At 46.7% G+C, this 15,035-nt stretch carries 16 protein-coding genes and 1 other annotated feature; of the genes, 15 read left to right on the top strand and 1 reads right to left on the bottom strand.

The window, feature by feature from the left end:
• Positions 1-71 precede the first annotated feature (71 nt).
• From NRIC_RS10390 to NRIC_RS10340, 11 genes are all read left to right on the top strand, one after another.
• Positions 72-584: a dCTP deaminase/dUTPase family protein gene (locus NRIC_RS10390; RefSeq protein WP_146622644.1), complete on the top strand. Its 513-nt coding sequence runs from the start codon at positions 72-74 to the stop codon at positions 582-584.
• 30 nt (positions 585-614) lie between these two features.
• A complete protein-coding gene (gene radA / locus NRIC_RS10385) occupies positions 615-1,985 on the top strand; it encodes a DNA repair protein RadA (protein ID WP_146622643.1) in 1,371 nt (456 codons plus the stop codon).
• A gap of 132 nt (positions 1,986-2,117) precedes the next feature.
• Complete coding sequence (locus NRIC_RS10380) at positions 2,118-3,269, top strand: PIN/TRAM domain-containing protein (RefSeq protein WP_146622642.1); 1,152 nt, start codon at positions 2,118-2,120, stop codon at positions 3,267-3,269.
• 96 nt (positions 3,270-3,365) lie between these two features.
• Positions 3,366-4,823, top strand: coding sequence for a glutamate--tRNA ligase (gene gltX / locus NRIC_RS10375; protein ID WP_146622641.1), 1,458 nt, complete (start codon positions 3,366-3,368; stop codon positions 4,821-4,823).
• Positions 4,820-5,022 (top strand) — a binding site (T-box leader). Its footprint overlaps the gene before it by 4 nt.
• Before the next feature lie 321 nt (positions 5,023-5,343).
• Complete coding sequence (epsC, locus tag NRIC_RS10370) at positions 5,344-5,877, top strand: serine O-acetyltransferase EpsC (protein ID WP_146622640.1); 534 nt, start codon at positions 5,344-5,346, stop codon at positions 5,875-5,877.
• A complete protein-coding gene (cysS, locus tag NRIC_RS10365; RefSeq protein WP_146622639.1) occupies positions 5,870-7,279 on the top strand; it encodes a cysteine--tRNA ligase in 1,410 nt (469 codons plus the stop codon). Before epsC ends, cysS begins: the two co-directional genes overlap by 8 nt.
• On the top strand, positions 7,279-7,677 hold the full coding sequence (locus tag NRIC_RS10360) for a Mini-ribonuclease 3 (RefSeq protein ID WP_146622638.1): 399 nt from the start codon (positions 7,279-7,281) through the stop codon (positions 7,675-7,677). Before cysS ends, NRIC_RS10360 begins: the two co-directional genes overlap by 1 nt.
• The gene (rlmB, locus tag NRIC_RS10355; RefSeq protein WP_146622637.1) at positions 7,667-8,503 is read left to right on the top strand and encodes a 23S rRNA (guanosine(2251)-2'-O)-methyltransferase RlmB; all 837 of its coding nucleotides are present in this window, start codon (positions 7,667-7,669) and stop codon (positions 8,501-8,503) included. The genes NRIC_RS10360 and rlmB overlap by 11 nt, the downstream gene beginning before the upstream one ends.
• Positions 8,503-9,027: an NYN domain-containing protein gene (locus tag NRIC_RS10350; RefSeq protein WP_146622636.1), complete on the top strand. Its 525-nt coding sequence runs from the start codon at positions 8,503-8,505 to the stop codon at positions 9,025-9,027. The genes rlmB and NRIC_RS10350 overlap by 1 nt, the downstream gene beginning before the upstream one ends.
• Before the next feature lie 66 nt (positions 9,028-9,093).
• Entirely contained in the window at positions 9,094-9,672 is a 579-nt protein-coding gene (locus NRIC_RS10345; protein WP_146622635.1) for an RNA polymerase sigma factor, read from the top strand.
• Positions 9,673-9,765: 93 nt separating this feature from the next.
• Positions 9,766-10,011 (top strand): Veg family protein, encoded by a 246-nt coding sequence (locus NRIC_RS10340; RefSeq protein ID WP_146622634.1) that lies wholly within the window; start codon positions 9,766-9,768, stop codon positions 10,009-10,011.
• 28 nt (positions 10,012-10,039) lie between these two features.
• On the opposite strand, the gene mscL is transcribed toward NRIC_RS10340, so the two are convergent.
• Positions 10,040-10,483, bottom strand: a complete 444-nt coding sequence (mscL, locus tag NRIC_RS10335; RefSeq protein WP_146622633.1) for a large conductance mechanosensitive channel protein MscL — start codon at positions 10,481-10,483, stop codon at positions 10,040-10,042.
• A 185-nt stretch (positions 10,484-10,668) separates the two neighbouring features.
• On the opposite strand from mscL, the gene yfmF reads away from it, so the two are divergent.
• From yfmF to NRIC_RS10315, 4 genes are all read left to right on the top strand, one after another.
• Positions 10,669-11,922 (top strand): EF-P 5-aminopentanol modification-associated protein YfmF, encoded by a 1,254-nt coding sequence (yfmF, locus tag NRIC_RS10330; RefSeq protein WP_146622632.1) that lies wholly within the window; start codon positions 10,669-10,671, stop codon positions 11,920-11,922.
• A gap of 1 nt (position 11,923) precedes the next feature.
• Positions 11,924-13,216, top strand: a complete 1,293-nt coding sequence (yfmH, locus tag NRIC_RS10325) for an EF-P 5-aminopentanol modification-associated protein YfmH (RefSeq protein WP_146622631.1) — start codon at positions 11,924-11,926, stop codon at positions 13,214-13,216.
• Between the two features lies 1 nt (position 13,217).
• Complete coding sequence (ymfI, locus tag NRIC_RS10320) at positions 13,218-13,943, top strand: elongation factor P 5-aminopentanone reductase (RefSeq protein WP_146622630.1); 726 nt, start codon at positions 13,218-13,220, stop codon at positions 13,941-13,943.
• Between the two features lie 260 nt (positions 13,944-14,203).
• Positions 14,204-15,025, top strand: a complete 822-nt coding sequence (locus NRIC_RS10315; protein ID WP_265416108.1) for a helix-turn-helix domain-containing protein — start codon at positions 14,204-14,206, stop codon at positions 15,023-15,025.
• Positions 15,026-15,035 lie beyond the last annotated feature (10 nt).

Here is a 15,035-nt window from a genome sequence, read left to right as displayed (position 1 = left end):
TCCCAAAACATTTTCATAAAGCGATCTGCTCTATGGTAGAATAACACTATAATTTTTTTAAGGAGCAACCAATGAAAAAAAGAGGATTTGAAGTTATTTCAGCATATCAGGACCAAAACATCCAAGTGCCGCAACGAGCAACGCGACATGCCGCTGGCTACGATTTTGAGGCAGCAGCAGACATCGTGATCCCCGCTTTTTGGAAGCAGCTTTTCCAGCACGTTTCAGGAGAGGAACAAAGTCAGAAAATCATGAAGCCGGTACTGGTACCGACCGGGATTAAGGCTTACATGGGTGAAGATGAATATTTGCAGCTGGCGAACCGCTCCAGCAATCCGTTGAAACGCTTTTTAAGTTTGAGCAACGGAGTGGGCGTGATCGACAGCGACTATTATAACAATCCAGACAACGAAGGGCACATTATGTTTCAGTTCACGAATTTTGGTCTGACAGATGTGACGATCAAAAAGGGAGAGCGCATCGGGCAAGGGATTTTCCTGCCGTTTTTAAAAGCAGACGGCGATCAGTCTTCCATGGAACGTTCTGGCGGCTTCGGCTCATCTGGAACCAACCAAAATAACTAGTTCTATGTTAAAATCAAAGAGGTGGAAAGTGTGGCAAAGAAAGCCAAAACACAATTCGTTTGCCAAGAATGCGGCTATGTTTCGCCAAAGTACTTAGGTCGTTGTCCCAACTGTGGAAAATGGAACACGATCGTGGAAGAGATTATCCAAGATACAGATGATCGCCGCAGCCGGGTCAGCCTGACAGGAGAAAAGGCGCAGCCTTTGATGCTGAAGGACGTGGTTTTCAGAAAAGAGACCCGTATTCAGACCGACTTGGCTGAATTGAATCGAGTGCTGGGCGGCGGAGTCGTTCCCGGCTCGCTGGTATTGATTGGCGGAGATCCCGGGATCGGGAAATCAACGTTGCTGCTGCAGGTTTCACACCAGCTGGCAGCAACAGGCGGCAAAGTACTGTACGTGTCAGGTGAGGAAAGTGCGCAGCAGATCAAGCTGCGTGCCGAACGGCTGGGCTCCAGCGAGACCGATTTCTATTTGTATCCGGAAACTGACATGGGGGAGATCAGCCGAACCATTGAGAATTTAAAACCCGAATTTGTGATCATCGACTCGATCCAAACGATGACCCAGCCGGATATTTCCAGTGTGGCTGGGTCGGTCAGCCAAGTCCGTGAAACGACGGCAGAGCTGTTGAAGCTGGCAAAAACCAACGGCATCGCGATTTTTATTGTGGGCCACGTGACCAAGGAAGGAAATATTGCAGGGCCGCGAATGCTGGAGCATATGGTGGATACGGTTTTGTATTTTGAGGGCGAAAAGCACCACAGTTTTCGAATTTTGCGGGCCGTCAAAAACCGCTTCGGCTCGACCAACGAGATCGGTATTTTTGAAATGCGAGAGCAGGGCTTAGTCGAGGTGGCCAATCCCTCTCAGGTCTTCTTAGAGGAGCGTCTGGAAGGGGCGACCGGGTCAGCCATCGTCGTCGCAATGGAGGGCAGCCGTCCTATTTTGGTCGAGGTGCAGGCATTAGTGACCCCGACCGTGTTTGGCAATGCCAAACGAACGACAACAGGTCTGGATTTTAATCGCATCTCGCTGATCATGGCCGTGCTGGAGAAACGAGCTGGCCTGCTGTTGCAAAATCAGGATGCCTTTTTGAAAGCCGCTGGCGGAGTCAAACTGAATGAACCGGCGATCGATTTAGCGGTGGCAGTCTCGATCGCTTCAAGCTACAAGGAAAAGGGCACCGCGGCCACCGAATGCTTCATCGGTGAAATCGGTTTGACAGGAGAGATTCGCCGGGTCAACAGCATCGAACAACGAGTCAAGGAAGCGGAGAAGCTGGGCTTCAAAAAAATTTACCTGCCAAAAAACAACCTTGGAGATTGGAAAGCGCCTAAGGGCATCGAGCTGGTCCCGGTTGCAACGATCGGCGAAACCTTGCGAAAAGTATTTAAGTAACTGTTAACCGCAGCTTCTAAAAACGAAGATCAATCTAAGATGTTCGTTTTTAGAACTTAGCTTGCTGGAAGCAGGATAACGGTCTTGTTTTTCCAGAAATAGTAATAATCAAGAAGAATGAGGAGGGAAGTTATGCAAAAGCGTGTGTTAACCGTCATTATTGTCTTAGTGGGAATCAGTATGGGCATCACCTTGCTGCCTGCTGCATGGATGGCAATAGGACAAACAGACAATTTTTGGTTGAATAATTCATTGACGAACGGTCTGATTGGTGCCATTATTTTTTCATTATTATCTTTGATCATCGTCGAGCCTATTTCAACTGGTATCAAAGCAATTGAAAAACAATTAAACGAATTTAGCTTAACTTATTTATTATTTGGGGCAGTTGGAACGATCATTGGTCTTACGTTAGGACTTTTCGTATCGAATCCGCTGTACAACGTCAATATTCCGGTGGTCAATAGTGCCCTGCCGGTATTGGTGATGATCCTGATGGGGTACTTGGGTTTCCGTGTAGGAACCACCCGGATCGATGAGTGGAAGAAAATGCTGACGCCGCGTTCTAAGAAAACAGAGCCTTCAGAAGGGGAGATGCTGGAACGCAAAGCAGGCGACCATTTCCATAAGTATAAGATTTTGGATACCAGTGTGATTATTGACGGTCGGATCTATGACATTGCCAAGACAGGCTTTTTAGAAGGCGTCCTGCTGATTCCTAATTTTGTGTTGTATGAGCTGCAATATATTGCGGACTCAGGAGACAGCTTGAAACGGGTTCGGGGACGGCGTGGTCTCGATATCTTGAACGCGCTGCAAAAAGAAGAAGGGATCGCTGTGGAGATGTACGAAGGCGACTTTGAAGATATCAACGAGGTCGACAGCAAGCTGATCAAGCTGGCTAAACTATTGGATGGCGTGATTGTGACCAACGATTACAACCTGAACAAAGTTTCTGAGTTTCAAAATGTGGCGGTGCTAAACATTAATGCCTTGGCAAATGCAGTGAAACCGGTAGTGATTCCAGGTGAAAATATGAATGTTCTGGTTGTGAAGGCCGGAACAGAAAGACAGCAAGGAGTCGCTTATCTGGACGACGGCACGATGGTCGTTGTCGAGGACGGACAGCATTACATGAATGAACACATTGAAGTGGTCGTAACAAGTGCTTTGCAGACGGCTGCAGGGCGCATGATTTTCGCGAAGCCAGCCCATTCTGGTCGCAATATCAAAGACGATTCACCTGAAAAGAAAATCGAATATCAGACAGATAAGAAGAAGTAAGGATTGTCCCCTTTACTAATAGAGGGTTTGATTGTACAATTTTAGCTGAATAGCAGGTTTCAAAAATTTGCTAATAAGTGGGAAAGAGGAAGCTATATGTCAAAAATTCGTGTGCGTTATGCACCAAGTCCAACAGGACATTTGCATATTGGAAATGCCCGAACAGCGTTATTCAACTATTTATTCGCACGTCACAATGACGGTGAATTTATTATCCGAATCGAGGATACTGACCAAAAACGCAACATCGCAGACGGCGAAAAGAGCCAGCTGGAAAACTTGGCTTGGCTAGGAATCGACTGGGATGAATCACCTAACAATCCGGGAGAGTACGGCCCATATCGTCAATCCGAACGCAAAGACATTTATCAACCGCTGATCGATCAGCTATTGGCCAGCAATTTGGCGTATAAATGCTACTGTACAGAAGAAGAGCTGGAGGCCGAGCGTGAAGCGCAGCGTGCGCGTGGTGAAATGCCGCATTATGGCGGGAAATGTGCCAGCCTGACGCCGGAAGAGCAAGCGGAAAAAGAAGCACAAGGACTCGAACCAGTGATTCGTTTCCGTGTGCCGCGCAATACGACGTACAGCTTCAATGACATGGTCAAAGGCGAGATCAATTTCGAATCTGACAACGTTGGCGGCGACTTCGTGATCCAAAAACGCGACGGCATGCCCACCTACAATTTTGCTGTGGCAGTCGATGACCACATGATGAAGATCACCCATGTGTTGCGAGGCGACGATCATATCGCCAATACGCCGAAACAATTGATGATCTACGATGCCTTTGGCTGGAAGCGTCCTGAATTTGGACACATGACGCTGATCATCAACAGCGAAACAGGGAAAAAATTGAGCAAGCGCGATGGTTCGATCCTGCAATTTATCGAACAATACCGTGAATTAGGTTACCTGCCAGAAGCGATGTTCAACTTTATTGCCTTATTAGGCTGGTCACCGGTTGGGGAAGAAGAAATCTTCTCACAAGCGGAATTAATCAAAATGTTTGATACTAAACGTTTGAGCAAATCACCAGCAGCCTTTGACCAAAAGAAACTGGAATGGGTCAACAACACTTACATCAAGGACATGGACCTGGGTGCCTTAACGGAATTATGCCTGCCATTTTTGATTAAGGCAGACAAAGTAGAAGAAGCACCCAGCGCAGAGCGCAAAGAATGGGTCAAACGCGTCGTTGGGTTATACCAACCGCAAATGAGCTATGCGGCAGAGATCGTGGAAGTTTCCAACCTGTTCTTCGAAGAACATCCTGTGTTGGACGAAGCGGCTCAAGCTGTTTTAGCAGACGAAACGGTTCCTACCGTGCTGAGTGCCTTTAAACAACAGCTGGAAGATATGGAAATCGTCGATGCTGCGAGTGTCCTGGCAGCCATCAAGGCCGTTCAAAAAGAAACTGGGATTAAAGGCAAAAACCTTTGGATGCCAATTCGGGTAGCCGTCAGCGGAGTGACCCACGGACCAGAATTGCCAGAAACAGTCGAATTACTAGGCAGAGAGAAATCTTTGGCTCATTTGAATCAAGTAATGTAAACACAACGAAAAGAAGAAGTAGCAGAGGTCTTGCTTGACAGAGAGGTCGCGGGTGGTGCAAGCGGCTGGGCGAGATTCTGTGAAATGCATCTTGGAGTGGTTCTGACGACATGTAGTCAGAAACGGCGGCGACCGTTACCCGTACCGAGGCAGCACACTGCTGCGAACAAAAGTGGAACCACGCAAAAGCGTCTTTTTGAGGCAACTCAAAAAGACGCTTTTTTTATCAAGTATGCTTTTCACAATATGCATAATACAAAATCTATTGAACGGATTAGTGAATAGTTGTGTGCATTGCTTAACATAGTGAGCTGCGTGGTGAAAAATGAATATCTATCGTATAAAGTAGCTGTCAGTTTAATGTTTAGGAGATTATAGGATATGAAATCTTTTGAATAGACCGACAGATCACTACACCGTTGATCAGCACTCAGTCTGCCGTCACAGCGAGTCTGAGTGTCAAGGATACATACAGGGTTGAAGGAGTTATTTATTGTTTCACAGGAGAGGAGAGATTAAAATGGGATGGTGGAAAGAGACGATCGAAGCGGTCAAACGAAATGACCCGGCAGTCAAATCGAGTGTGGAAGCGGTATTGACCTATCCGGGAGTTCATGCATTGTTTTTTCACAAGGTGTCGCATTTTTTGTACCAGCAAAAGCTTTTCCTGCTGGCACGGATTCACTCACAATTTTGGCGGTTTCTGACCGGCATTGAGATTCATCCGGGAGCGAAGATCGCCAACGGAGTGTTTATTGATCACGGATCGGGAGTTGTGATCGGAGAAACGGCAGAAATCGAAGAAAACGTCGTGATGTTCCATGGAGTGACCCTGGGCGGAACCGGAAAAGATAAAGGGAAGCGTCACCCGACGGTACGCAAAGGAGCCTTTATCTCCGCCAATGCGCAGATCTTGGGACCGATCGAAATTGGACGTTATGCAAAAATCGGTGCAGGGGCCGTTGTTTTAAACGATATTCCTGACCATGCGACCGCAGTGGGAATTCCAGCAAAAATAGTCAGAATTCATGGAAAGAAGGTTCAACATGATTGAAATTTACAACACATTAACACGTGAAAAAGAAGTTTTTACACCAATCGAAGAAGGCAAGGTGCGCATGTATGTCTGCGGACCGACCGTCTACAACTATATCCATATCGGAAATGCCCGCAGTACGATTGCATTTGATACGATCCGCCGCTATTTTGAATACCGCGGCTACGATGTAAACTATGTCTCGAATTTTACCGATGTGGATGACAAGATCATCAAGGCTGCGAAGGAATTATCGATCACTGCACCCGAAGTGGCGGATCGCTTTATTGCGGCTTTCGAGGAGGATACGCAGGCATTGAATGTGAAACCCGCAACGCTGCATCCGCGGGTAATGAACCATATCCCAGATATTATCGACTTTATCGCAGTGCTGATCGAAAAAGGTTACGCCTACGAAGCAGAAGGGGATGTCTATTATCGCACGCGAAAGTTCAATGATTATGGCGAGCTGAGCGACCAGTCCATTGACGAGCTGGAAATCGGTGCCAGTCAACGAACCGGAGCGGAGCAACTGCAAAAAGAAGATCCGTTGGATTTTGCTTTGTGGAAGTCTGCGAAGCCAGATGAAATCTCATGGGAGTCACCTTGGGGCAAGGGCCGTCCTGGCTGGCACATTGAATGCTCAGTGATGGCTACTAAACATTTGGGCGACACGATCGACATCCATGGCGGCGGTCAGGATTTGGAATTTCCCCATCATGAGAATGAGATTGCTCAAAGTGAGGCCAAAACTGGCCAGAAATTTGCCAATTACTGGATGCACAATGGCTATGTGACCATTGGCGAGGACGATGAAAAAATGAGTAAATCGCTAGGTAACTTTGTGACGGTGCATGACATGGTGCAAGAAATCGATCCTCAAGTGCTGCGCTTTTTCATGGCCACGACACAATACCGTCGTCCGATCCGCTACAGCGAAGCAACGATGAAGGATGCTCAGGTCAATTTGCAGCGTTTAAAAACGACGCTGGAAAATGCAGAATTCCGCAAAGAGACCGCCGTTGAACAATTGACTGGTGACCAAGAAAAAATCCAAGCTATTGATGCATTGGAAACGCGATTTGTCGAAGAAATGGACGACGATTTTAATGCAGCTAACGGAATCACTGTCGTTTACGAGCTGGCAAAATGGATCAATCAATACATCGAAGAATCAGAAGTTTCTATTGCTGTCTTGACCTATGCCATCGATGTATACACTCGTTTACTAGATGTATTCGGGATCGTGTTTGAAGCAGAAGGATTGTTGGATGAAGAGGTCGATCAGCTGATCGCGGAACGCATCCAAGCTCGTAAAGACAAAAACTTTGCCCGTAGCGATGAGATTCGCGACCAGCTGAAGGAGCAAGGCATCATTTTAGAGGATACCCCTCAAGGAACACGGTGGAGAAGAGCCTAATGACAGATTATAAACAATTGAGCGGATTGACCTTGGCCTATGTAGGCGATGCGATCTATGAGACCTATATTCGGGATTTTCTCGTTCGTTCTGGTCAAACACGGCCCAATAAGCTGCACCACATGGCGACCCGCTATGTGTCCGCCAAGGCGCAGGCCGATCTGATCCGACAAATGGAAGCAGAAGAACTGTTGACCGAAGAAGAGATGGCCATTTACCGGCGGGGCCGCAATGCGAAAAGCTATACATCGGCTAAAAATACCGATATCATGACCTATCGGATGTCGACAGGCTTCGAAGCCGTCATGGGCTATTTGCATCTGCTGGAGGAAAAGGACCGAGTCGAAGAATTGATCACATGGTGTATCAAGAAAGTAGGTGAAACAGATGAAGGATAAACGCAGGAAACATCCAACGCATCAATCTAAACAACCATCAAAACAGAGGAATAAGCACGAGGCAAAACGTCAGCCTGAACAGACCGAGGGACAGGAGGCCGATAACTTCGTTTTTGGTCATCATGCAAGTGTGGAAGCACTGCAAGCCGGTCGAGGCAATAAGCTGTTTCTGCTGGAGGATGCTCGCGGAGAGAAGATCGAGCAGTTGAAGCAATTGGCCAAGGCGCAGTCGGTGCCGGTCAAATGGGTACCTAAACAAAAGCTGGACAAGTTGAGTGACAGCGGGGTCCATCAGGGAATCGTTCTAGGGATTACGCCGTATGAATATCTTTCACTGGAGACCTTGCTTGACACTATTTCTAACACAGAAGCGCCCTTTTTACTAATCCTTGATGGACTGGAAGACCCGCACAATTTTGGTTCAATTCTGCGGACGGCAGATGCCAGCGGTGTCAGTGGAGTGATCATTCCAAAGCATCGTTCGGTAGGGATCACGCCTGTTGTGACGAAGGCTTCTACAGGTGCGGTGGAATATGTTCCAATCGCCCGAGTGACTAATTTGAGCCAAGCCATCAAACACTTGAAGGAAGCCGGTTATTGGGTGTTTGGTACCGACATGCAGGGGACCGATTATCGTCAATGGAAGGTTTCTGGCCCGATCGCCTTGATTATCGGCAACGAGGGTAAAGGCATGAGTGCCGGTCTGAAAAAGGACGTAGACGAAATGGTGACGATCCCAATGACCGGGCACGTGCAAAGCTTGAATGCCAGCGTAGCAGCAAGTCTGCTGATGTACGAGGTTCTGCGAAAGCGAAGTGAGCTCTAATGAAGAAGAAATTGTTGATGGTGGACGGCTACAATATGATCGGTGCTTGGCCTGAGCTGTCCTTGTTAAAAAAACAGGACCGCTTAGAAGATGCCCGGGAAGCATTATTGCAGCGGCTGTCTAATTATGCCAAATACGAGGGACTGGAGATTATTGTCGTTTTCGATGCACAGCTGGTGCCTGGAATTCAAAAAAGCTATCAAAAATATCAGCTGACGGTCATTTTTACCAAAGAGGATGAAACCGCAGACAGTTACATTGAGCGCACAGCCAAGGAACTGAATGATCGGCTGACGCAGGTCACCGTAGCCACCAGTGATCTGGCTGAACAATGGACGATCTTTTCGCAAGGGGCATTGCGGACCTCAGCTCGCGAATTGTATAAATCTGTTCAAAAAACCGAAGAGCTGATTTTGAGTGACACGAAGGATACCAAATTTACCAATTTTCGTAGAAACTCGCCTTGGACCCCTGAACAATTAGCGGATCTGTCGCAAAAAAGAGCAGAATTGAGTGAGGACTAGCAAAATTGGCAGGTTCTTTTTACGCCGAAATTTTGTATGATGACGGTGTAAAAAGGAGTGATCAGAATGGACTTAGTAAGCAAAGTCAAAACGGGAGACGAAGAGGCGCTGCGGGAATTATTTGACCAGTATGTGCCTGTCGTGTTCAACCTCAAAGCGAAATTCTTTGTGCAGGACTATGATCTCGATGATTGGCTGCAGGAAGGACTCTGTGCGTTGTATGATGCGGCCCGCACGTACCGCAGCGACCAAAATACCACGTTCGGCCTCTATTTCAAAAAGATCTTTGAAAATCGCGTGCGCAGTTTGCTGCGCAAACAAGAAGCCAAAAAGCGCAAAGCTCAACGCAACCCGCTGTCGATCGAAAAAGAAGGGATCGACTACCTCGCCGAGCAAATGATTTACAATAGCCAAATCGAAGAGCAGCTGATCATCAATGAAATTCTTCAGGAGACTGATTTTCAGCTTTCTTCTTTAGAGGCGGAGGTGTTGAAAAAGTATTTGCAGGGAACAGACATTGCAGCGATCGCACAAGAACGCCAGATGGAGTTGCGGACGATCAAAAATGCACTGCTGCGGGCAAAACGCAAGATAAAAAAAGAGTTATCTTATCAAATACCCAAAAATGCAAACGGATACAAATGAAAAGGGCTGGCGAGGGGTTGCATTTCAATTTCTCTTATGATAACATTGATATTTTTATAAATTTCTGTTATAATATAAGTTGAGGTGAACTGTATGCCAACAACTTTAGCTACGATTAAAAAAAGCCTGGAGGATCGATTAGGCAGTCCGATCATGCTGGTCGCTCAAACAGGTAGAAAGCGTCAAACACAACGCAAAGGAATTTTGACAGAAACGTATCCTTCCGTGTTCGTGGTTGATTTAGATCCTGAAGAAAATTCTTTTGAACGTGTCTCTTACAGTTATTCCGACGTATTGACCCGTACGGTAGAAATCGAATTTTTAACTGAAGCAGTTTAAAAACCATGGAGCATTCGCTCCATGGTTTTTATTCTTTTTCAATCTCTTCGTCGCTTTCTTTGAGCTGCAGATGCTTTTGCTCCGCCAGCAGATCTCGAATATCTGCCAAGTAATCTTCGGCGGTCGGTACTTCATCTTCTTCCTCCTCCGTGGTGCCTAAATCGCGGGCTTTATTGGCTGCCTTGACGATCAAGAATAACACGAAGCCAGTGATAACAAAGGTAATGATGGCACTGATGACATCGCCAAATGCGAAGGTCACACCTGCACGAGGTTTCCAGTCTAATACGGAGACCGCACTGTCCAAATCCTGTCCGCCAGTGAAGAAGGAAACAACTAATCCCACCAGCGGGGTTATCAATCCATCCACGACTTGATTCACGATAGCCGTGAAGGCACTCCCGATCACGACACCAACAGCGAGATCCAATACATTTCCGCGCATCAAAAATTCTTTAAATTCTTTAAACATAACGTCACACCCTTTTTTCCTACTTGTCTCATTTTTAGTATAACGAAATCCTCAAAAAAGTTGAAATAAACGGCTTGGACAAGTATAGCAATTTCACCATTGTCCACTAGCCCTATGCTATAATTGGCAGTAACGGATAAAATAAAGAGGGCTTGTCCAACTGACCGGCCAAAAGGAGTCCAGAGATGATTCAACTAAAACAAGGTGTTCGTCTGCATGTTCTGCCGACGAAAAAATATAAAACGATCCATATCTACGCTCGATTTACGACCCGTTTGCAGCGGGAACGAATGACCAAACGCTCGCTGCTGTCGAATTTATTAGAGACCAATTCTGCCAACTACCCGGACCAGACCAAATTAAGTGCCCAATTGGCAGAGCTTTACGGAGCCAGCTTTGGAATCAATGTCGGTCGCAAAGGCAATCTGCACTGGCTGAATATCGGAGTCAGCGTAGTCAACGGAAAATATGTTAATGATCCAGATATTTTGCCGCAGGCCGTTGACTTTTTCAAAGAGATTTTGTTTCATCCGAATATTAAAGAGGGATCTTTTGATGTGCAAACCTTTGCGCTGGAAAAAGAAAATCTGCAAAGCTATCTGGAAAGTCTGAACGAGGACAAGCAGACCTTGGCTTCGTTAAAGTTGCAAGAAACCTATTTCACAGAAGAGGCGCAAAAAATTCCCAGCTTTGGCAGTCTAGAAGACCTGGTGCATGAAACCAGCCAAAGTATCGCCGCGTATTATCAGGAGATGCTGGCAAATGACCAGATCGACATCTTCGTGATCGGGGATGTGGAGGAAGAAACACTCAAGGGTCTGTTCGCAGCACTGCCGTTTACAGATCGAGAAGAAACAAAGCCGGAGATTTACTACAGCCAGCCCGTCAGCAATGTGATCCGTGAAAGTCAGCTGCAGGAGTCCGTCATTCAGGGCAAGTTGAATTTGGCATACTCAACGGGCATTTATTTCCAAGATAAGGCGCGTTTTCCTTTGCTCGTTTTTAACGGCTTATTTGGTGGATTTCCGCATTCGAAATTGTTTATGAACGTACGGGAAAAGGAAAGCTTGGCTTATTATGCTTCCAGCTCCTTTGACACCTTTCGCGGCTACATGAATGTCCAAACTGGGATCAACAGCCAGAACCGTGAGAAAGTGCTGCATTTAGTAGCGGAGCAGCTGCAGGCCCTTCAAAAGGGAGAATTTAGCGAGCTGGCCTTCAAGCAGACCAAGGCAATGCTGCGAAATCAGTATTTATTAGGACTGGATCGTCCGCAAAACGCGATTGAGATCGCCTATATGGAACAATGGATGCCGGGAACCTACTTAACAGACGAACAGTGGCTGGCCCGATTGGATGCTGTTACGCCCCAAGAGGTTGAAAAGGTTGCTAAGCAGATCCAATTACAGGCGATTTTCTTTTTAGATGGAGGACAATAGGATGGAAAAGCAGATCTATCAAACTATCAATGAGACACTTTACAAAGAAGTGCTGCCTAACGGCCTGACAGTCTACTTACTGCCAAAGGATGATTATCATAAAACGTATGGATTATTCAGTACCAATTACGGCTCGATCGACAATACGTTTGTTCCCCGCGGCGGAAGCGACTATATCACCGTTCCTGATGGGATCGCGCATTTTTTAGAGCACAAAATGTTTGAAAAAGAAGATGGCGATGTCTTTCAGAAGTTCGGGGAGCAAGGCGCATCGGCCAACGCCTTTACCAGCTTTACTCGTACCAGCTACCTCTTTTCGACGACGGATCAGCTGGAGTTGAATTTGCAGACCCTGCTGGATTTTGTTCAAGACCCTTATTTTACAGAAAAATCGGTTCAAAAGGAACAAGGCATTATTGGACAGGAAATTCAAATGTACCAGGACGATCCAAACTGGCAGCAGTTTTTCGGTATCTTGAAAAACATGTATCCGAAGCATCCGCTGCATATCGATATTGCCGGGACTGTCGAGTCGATCGCTGACATTACTGCCGAAGATCTATATACTTGCTACAACACGTTTTACCATCCAAGCAATATGACGTTGTTTGTAGTTGGAAATCTGGAGCCGGAATTACTGATGGCTTTTATTCGCGATAACCAAGCCGAAAAGGAATTTTCTGCACCGGAAGCCATCCAGCGCAAATTCCCGGAAGAGGCAACTGAAGATATCGTCCCTTTCAGCGAACAAACGATGCCGATCACGATCCCGAAAGCGGTCGTGGGAATCAAAGGTATCGCGCCGTTGCCAGAAGACGACCGTGAGCGATTGATCTTCAAGATTTCGATAGATCTCCTCCTGCAATTGCTGGTAGGCAGTACATCACAAAATTATTTGCGCTTGTACAATTCGGGAATCATTGACGACAGCTTTGGTTATGATGCATCATTGGATCGCGGCTTCTATTTTGTCGATTTTGGCGGCGATACCGAAGATCCTGAGCGCTTTGCTGAAGAGATGACAAAGATTTTGCTGAACTTTGAAAATGATCCAGAGCTGTCGGAAGAGAATTTGGCTTTGTTGAAAAAACGGATGCTTGGCAAGTATTTCCAATCTTTGAATGCGTTGGAGTATGTGGCCAATCAATTTACTCAATCCTTATATGGCAAATGGACGTTGTTTGATATGCCGGAATTGATCCAAGAGGTGCAGCTGGAAGATGTGTTATCTGCCGGTAAACGTCTGATCAAGGAAGAGGCCTTCAGCCGGTTTTATATGCGTAAGGAGGACTAGGATGCCTTACGGATTGGTCATGGGAGCCAGCGGCGACATCGGAGAAGCGATTTGTCGCCGGCTGGCAGCAAACGGCTGGTCGTTGTACTGCCATTACTATCAAAACGAAGAAAAAGTTTTAAATTTCGTTTCAGACTTGCGGTCGCATTATCCTCAGCAAGATTTTTTTGTGGTATCCTTAGACATGCTGAAGGAGTCTGAGATCACTGGATTTTTAACGCAGCTTTTTCAGGTCGATGCAGTTATTTTTTCTGCCGGACATACCGTTTATGACTTGCTGACAGAGGTCTCGAGCGAAGCAATTGACGCCTTATGGCAGGTCCACGTCAAAACACCGTTGCTGCTTTTGCAGCAATTGCAGGGCAAGCTGAGTGCTGGCAAACAAGGTCGGGTGATTTTTATCGGCTCTGTTTATGGGCACCGCGGCAGCAGTATGGAGACTGTTTATAGTGCGGTCAAGGGAGCACAAGAAGCCTTTGTCAAAGCCTATGCCAAGGAGGTCGCCACCTTAGGGATCACGGTCAATGCCGTTGCTCCCGGAGCGGTCGATACCCGCATGAACCAGGAATGGACTGAAGAGGAACAAGCTGAATTATTAGCAAAAATCCCTATGAACCGACTAGCAAAACCAGCAGAAATCGCCGCAGCTTGCAGCTACCTCTGCTCACCCGAAGCCAGCTACACCACCGGCATCATCCTCCCCGTTACCGGCGGCTGGATGGAATGAAGGTTTGGTATACGGCATGAGCAAGAAACTCATTTTCCAAGGAAAATGATTACCTTAATACGAATAAGGGTGCCAGTCCTACTTTTCGTAAGAGAAAACAGACAGTAACACTTAGAAAAATGGACCATCTACAAAAAACACAGACTGTTTAGTAGGATGGTATACGGCATGAGCAAAAAATTCATTTTCCAAGGAAAATGATTACCTTAATACGAATAAGGAGTAGAAACCGAGTGGTTAGTATCAACACAATAGGAGAAATGTTACAAAAAGCCCGTACGCAGCAGCACATCACGCTTGATGTGCTGCAGCAAAAAACCAAGATCCCCAAGCGGTATTTGCTGGCGATCGAGGACAATGATTTCGAGCGGCTGCCGAGTGAATATTATGTTCGCACATTTATTCGCCAGTATGCGGAAGTCGTCAAAGTTGATGCGGACCATTTGCTGGCTATTTATGACGGCAAAGACAAGCCGCCTTCTGCTTACGAAGAACCAAAAGCAATAGGAAGATCACGCACGAATAAGCATGTGGCGGATCCAAGAAAATTGAAGCTTCAAGCCAGTTTGCCAACGATCATTCTTGGTCTGATCGCGTTGTCAATCGTGATTATCGTCGGCTACATGACGTGGCTGGATCATCGTTCAGAAGACATGATCACCCGTCCCAGCTCGATTCAGGTGGAGGATTCTAGCTCTTCTGCAGAGCCGCCAGCTGCTAGTGAAGTACCGGCGACGTCTCCAGAGCCGCCGCAAATGACTGCGACAATGGAAAACGACAGCCTCACCGAGGCGAACATGCGGTTAGATCAAGTGCAAAAGCCCGCTCGATTGACCTTTACCGGCAAGACCGGCCAAGCTTGGATCGGTGTGCAGATCAATGACGTCATGGTGTATCAACATGTTTTGCAGCCGGAGGAAACACAGACAACCGACATACCTGCGGATGCCACACACGTTTTAGTCGTTGCTGGAGTTGCCGATTACGTGAATGTCCAAGTCAATGATCAACCATTGGATTTTCAACCCAATCAGTCGCTCAATCAGAAAAATATCCGATTGACGCTGAATTATGCAGCATAAGAAAGGAGCA

This window comes from Enterococcus florum (assembly GCF_004309355.1).
GTDB lineage: Bacteria > Bacillota > Bacilli > Lactobacillales > Enterococcaceae > Enterococcus_A > Enterococcus_A florum.
Note: the sequence above shows the minus strand (reverse complement) of the source record. Positions and strands in the feature narration are given on the sequence as shown.

Coding starts and splice junctions, on each gene's coding strand:
- NRIC_RS10390 (WP_146622644.1), top strand. CDS start 72: ATGAAAAAAAGAGGATTTGAAGTTATTTCAGCATATCAGGACCAAAAC.
- NRIC_RS10380 (WP_146622642.1), top strand. CDS start 2,118: ATGCAAAAGCGTGTGTTAACCGTCATTATTGTCTTAGTGGGAATCAGT.
- gltX (WP_146622641.1), top strand. CDS start 3,366: ATGTCAAAAATTCGTGTGCGTTATGCACCAAGTCCAACAGGACATTTG.
- epsC (WP_146622640.1), top strand. CDS start 5,344: ATGGGATGGTGGAAAGAGACGATCGAAGCGGTCAAACGAAATGACCCG.
- cysS (WP_146622639.1), top strand. CDS start 5,870: ATGATTGAAATTTACAACACATTAACACGTGAAAAAGAAGTTTTTACA.
- NRIC_RS10360 (WP_146622638.1), top strand. CDS start 7,279: ATGACAGATTATAAACAATTGAGCGGATTGACCTTGGCCTATGTAGGC.
- rlmB (WP_146622637.1), top strand. CDS start 7,667: ATGAAGGATAAACGCAGGAAACATCCAACGCATCAATCTAAACAACCA.
- NRIC_RS10350 (WP_146622636.1), top strand. CDS start 8,503: ATGAAGAAGAAATTGTTGATGGTGGACGGCTACAATATGATCGGTGCT.
- NRIC_RS10345 (WP_146622635.1), top strand. CDS start 9,094: ATGGACTTAGTAAGCAAAGTCAAAACGGGAGACGAAGAGGCGCTGCGG.
- NRIC_RS10340 (WP_146622634.1), top strand. CDS start 9,766: ATGCCAACAACTTTAGCTACGATTAAAAAAAGCCTGGAGGATCGATTA.
- mscL (WP_146622633.1), bottom strand. CDS start 10,483: ATGTTTAAAGAATTTAAAGAATTTTTGATGCGCGGAAATGTATTGGAT.
- yfmF (WP_146622632.1), top strand. CDS start 10,669: ATGATTCAACTAAAACAAGGTGTTCGTCTGCATGTTCTGCCGACGAAA.
- yfmH (WP_146622631.1), top strand. CDS start 11,924: ATGGAAAAGCAGATCTATCAAACTATCAATGAGACACTTTACAAAGAA.
- ymfI (WP_146622630.1), top strand. CDS start 13,218: ATGCCTTACGGATTGGTCATGGGAGCCAGCGGCGACATCGGAGAAGCG.
- NRIC_RS10315 (WP_265416108.1), top strand. CDS start 14,204: ATGTTACAAAAAGCCCGTACGCAGCAGCACATCACGCTTGATGTGCTG.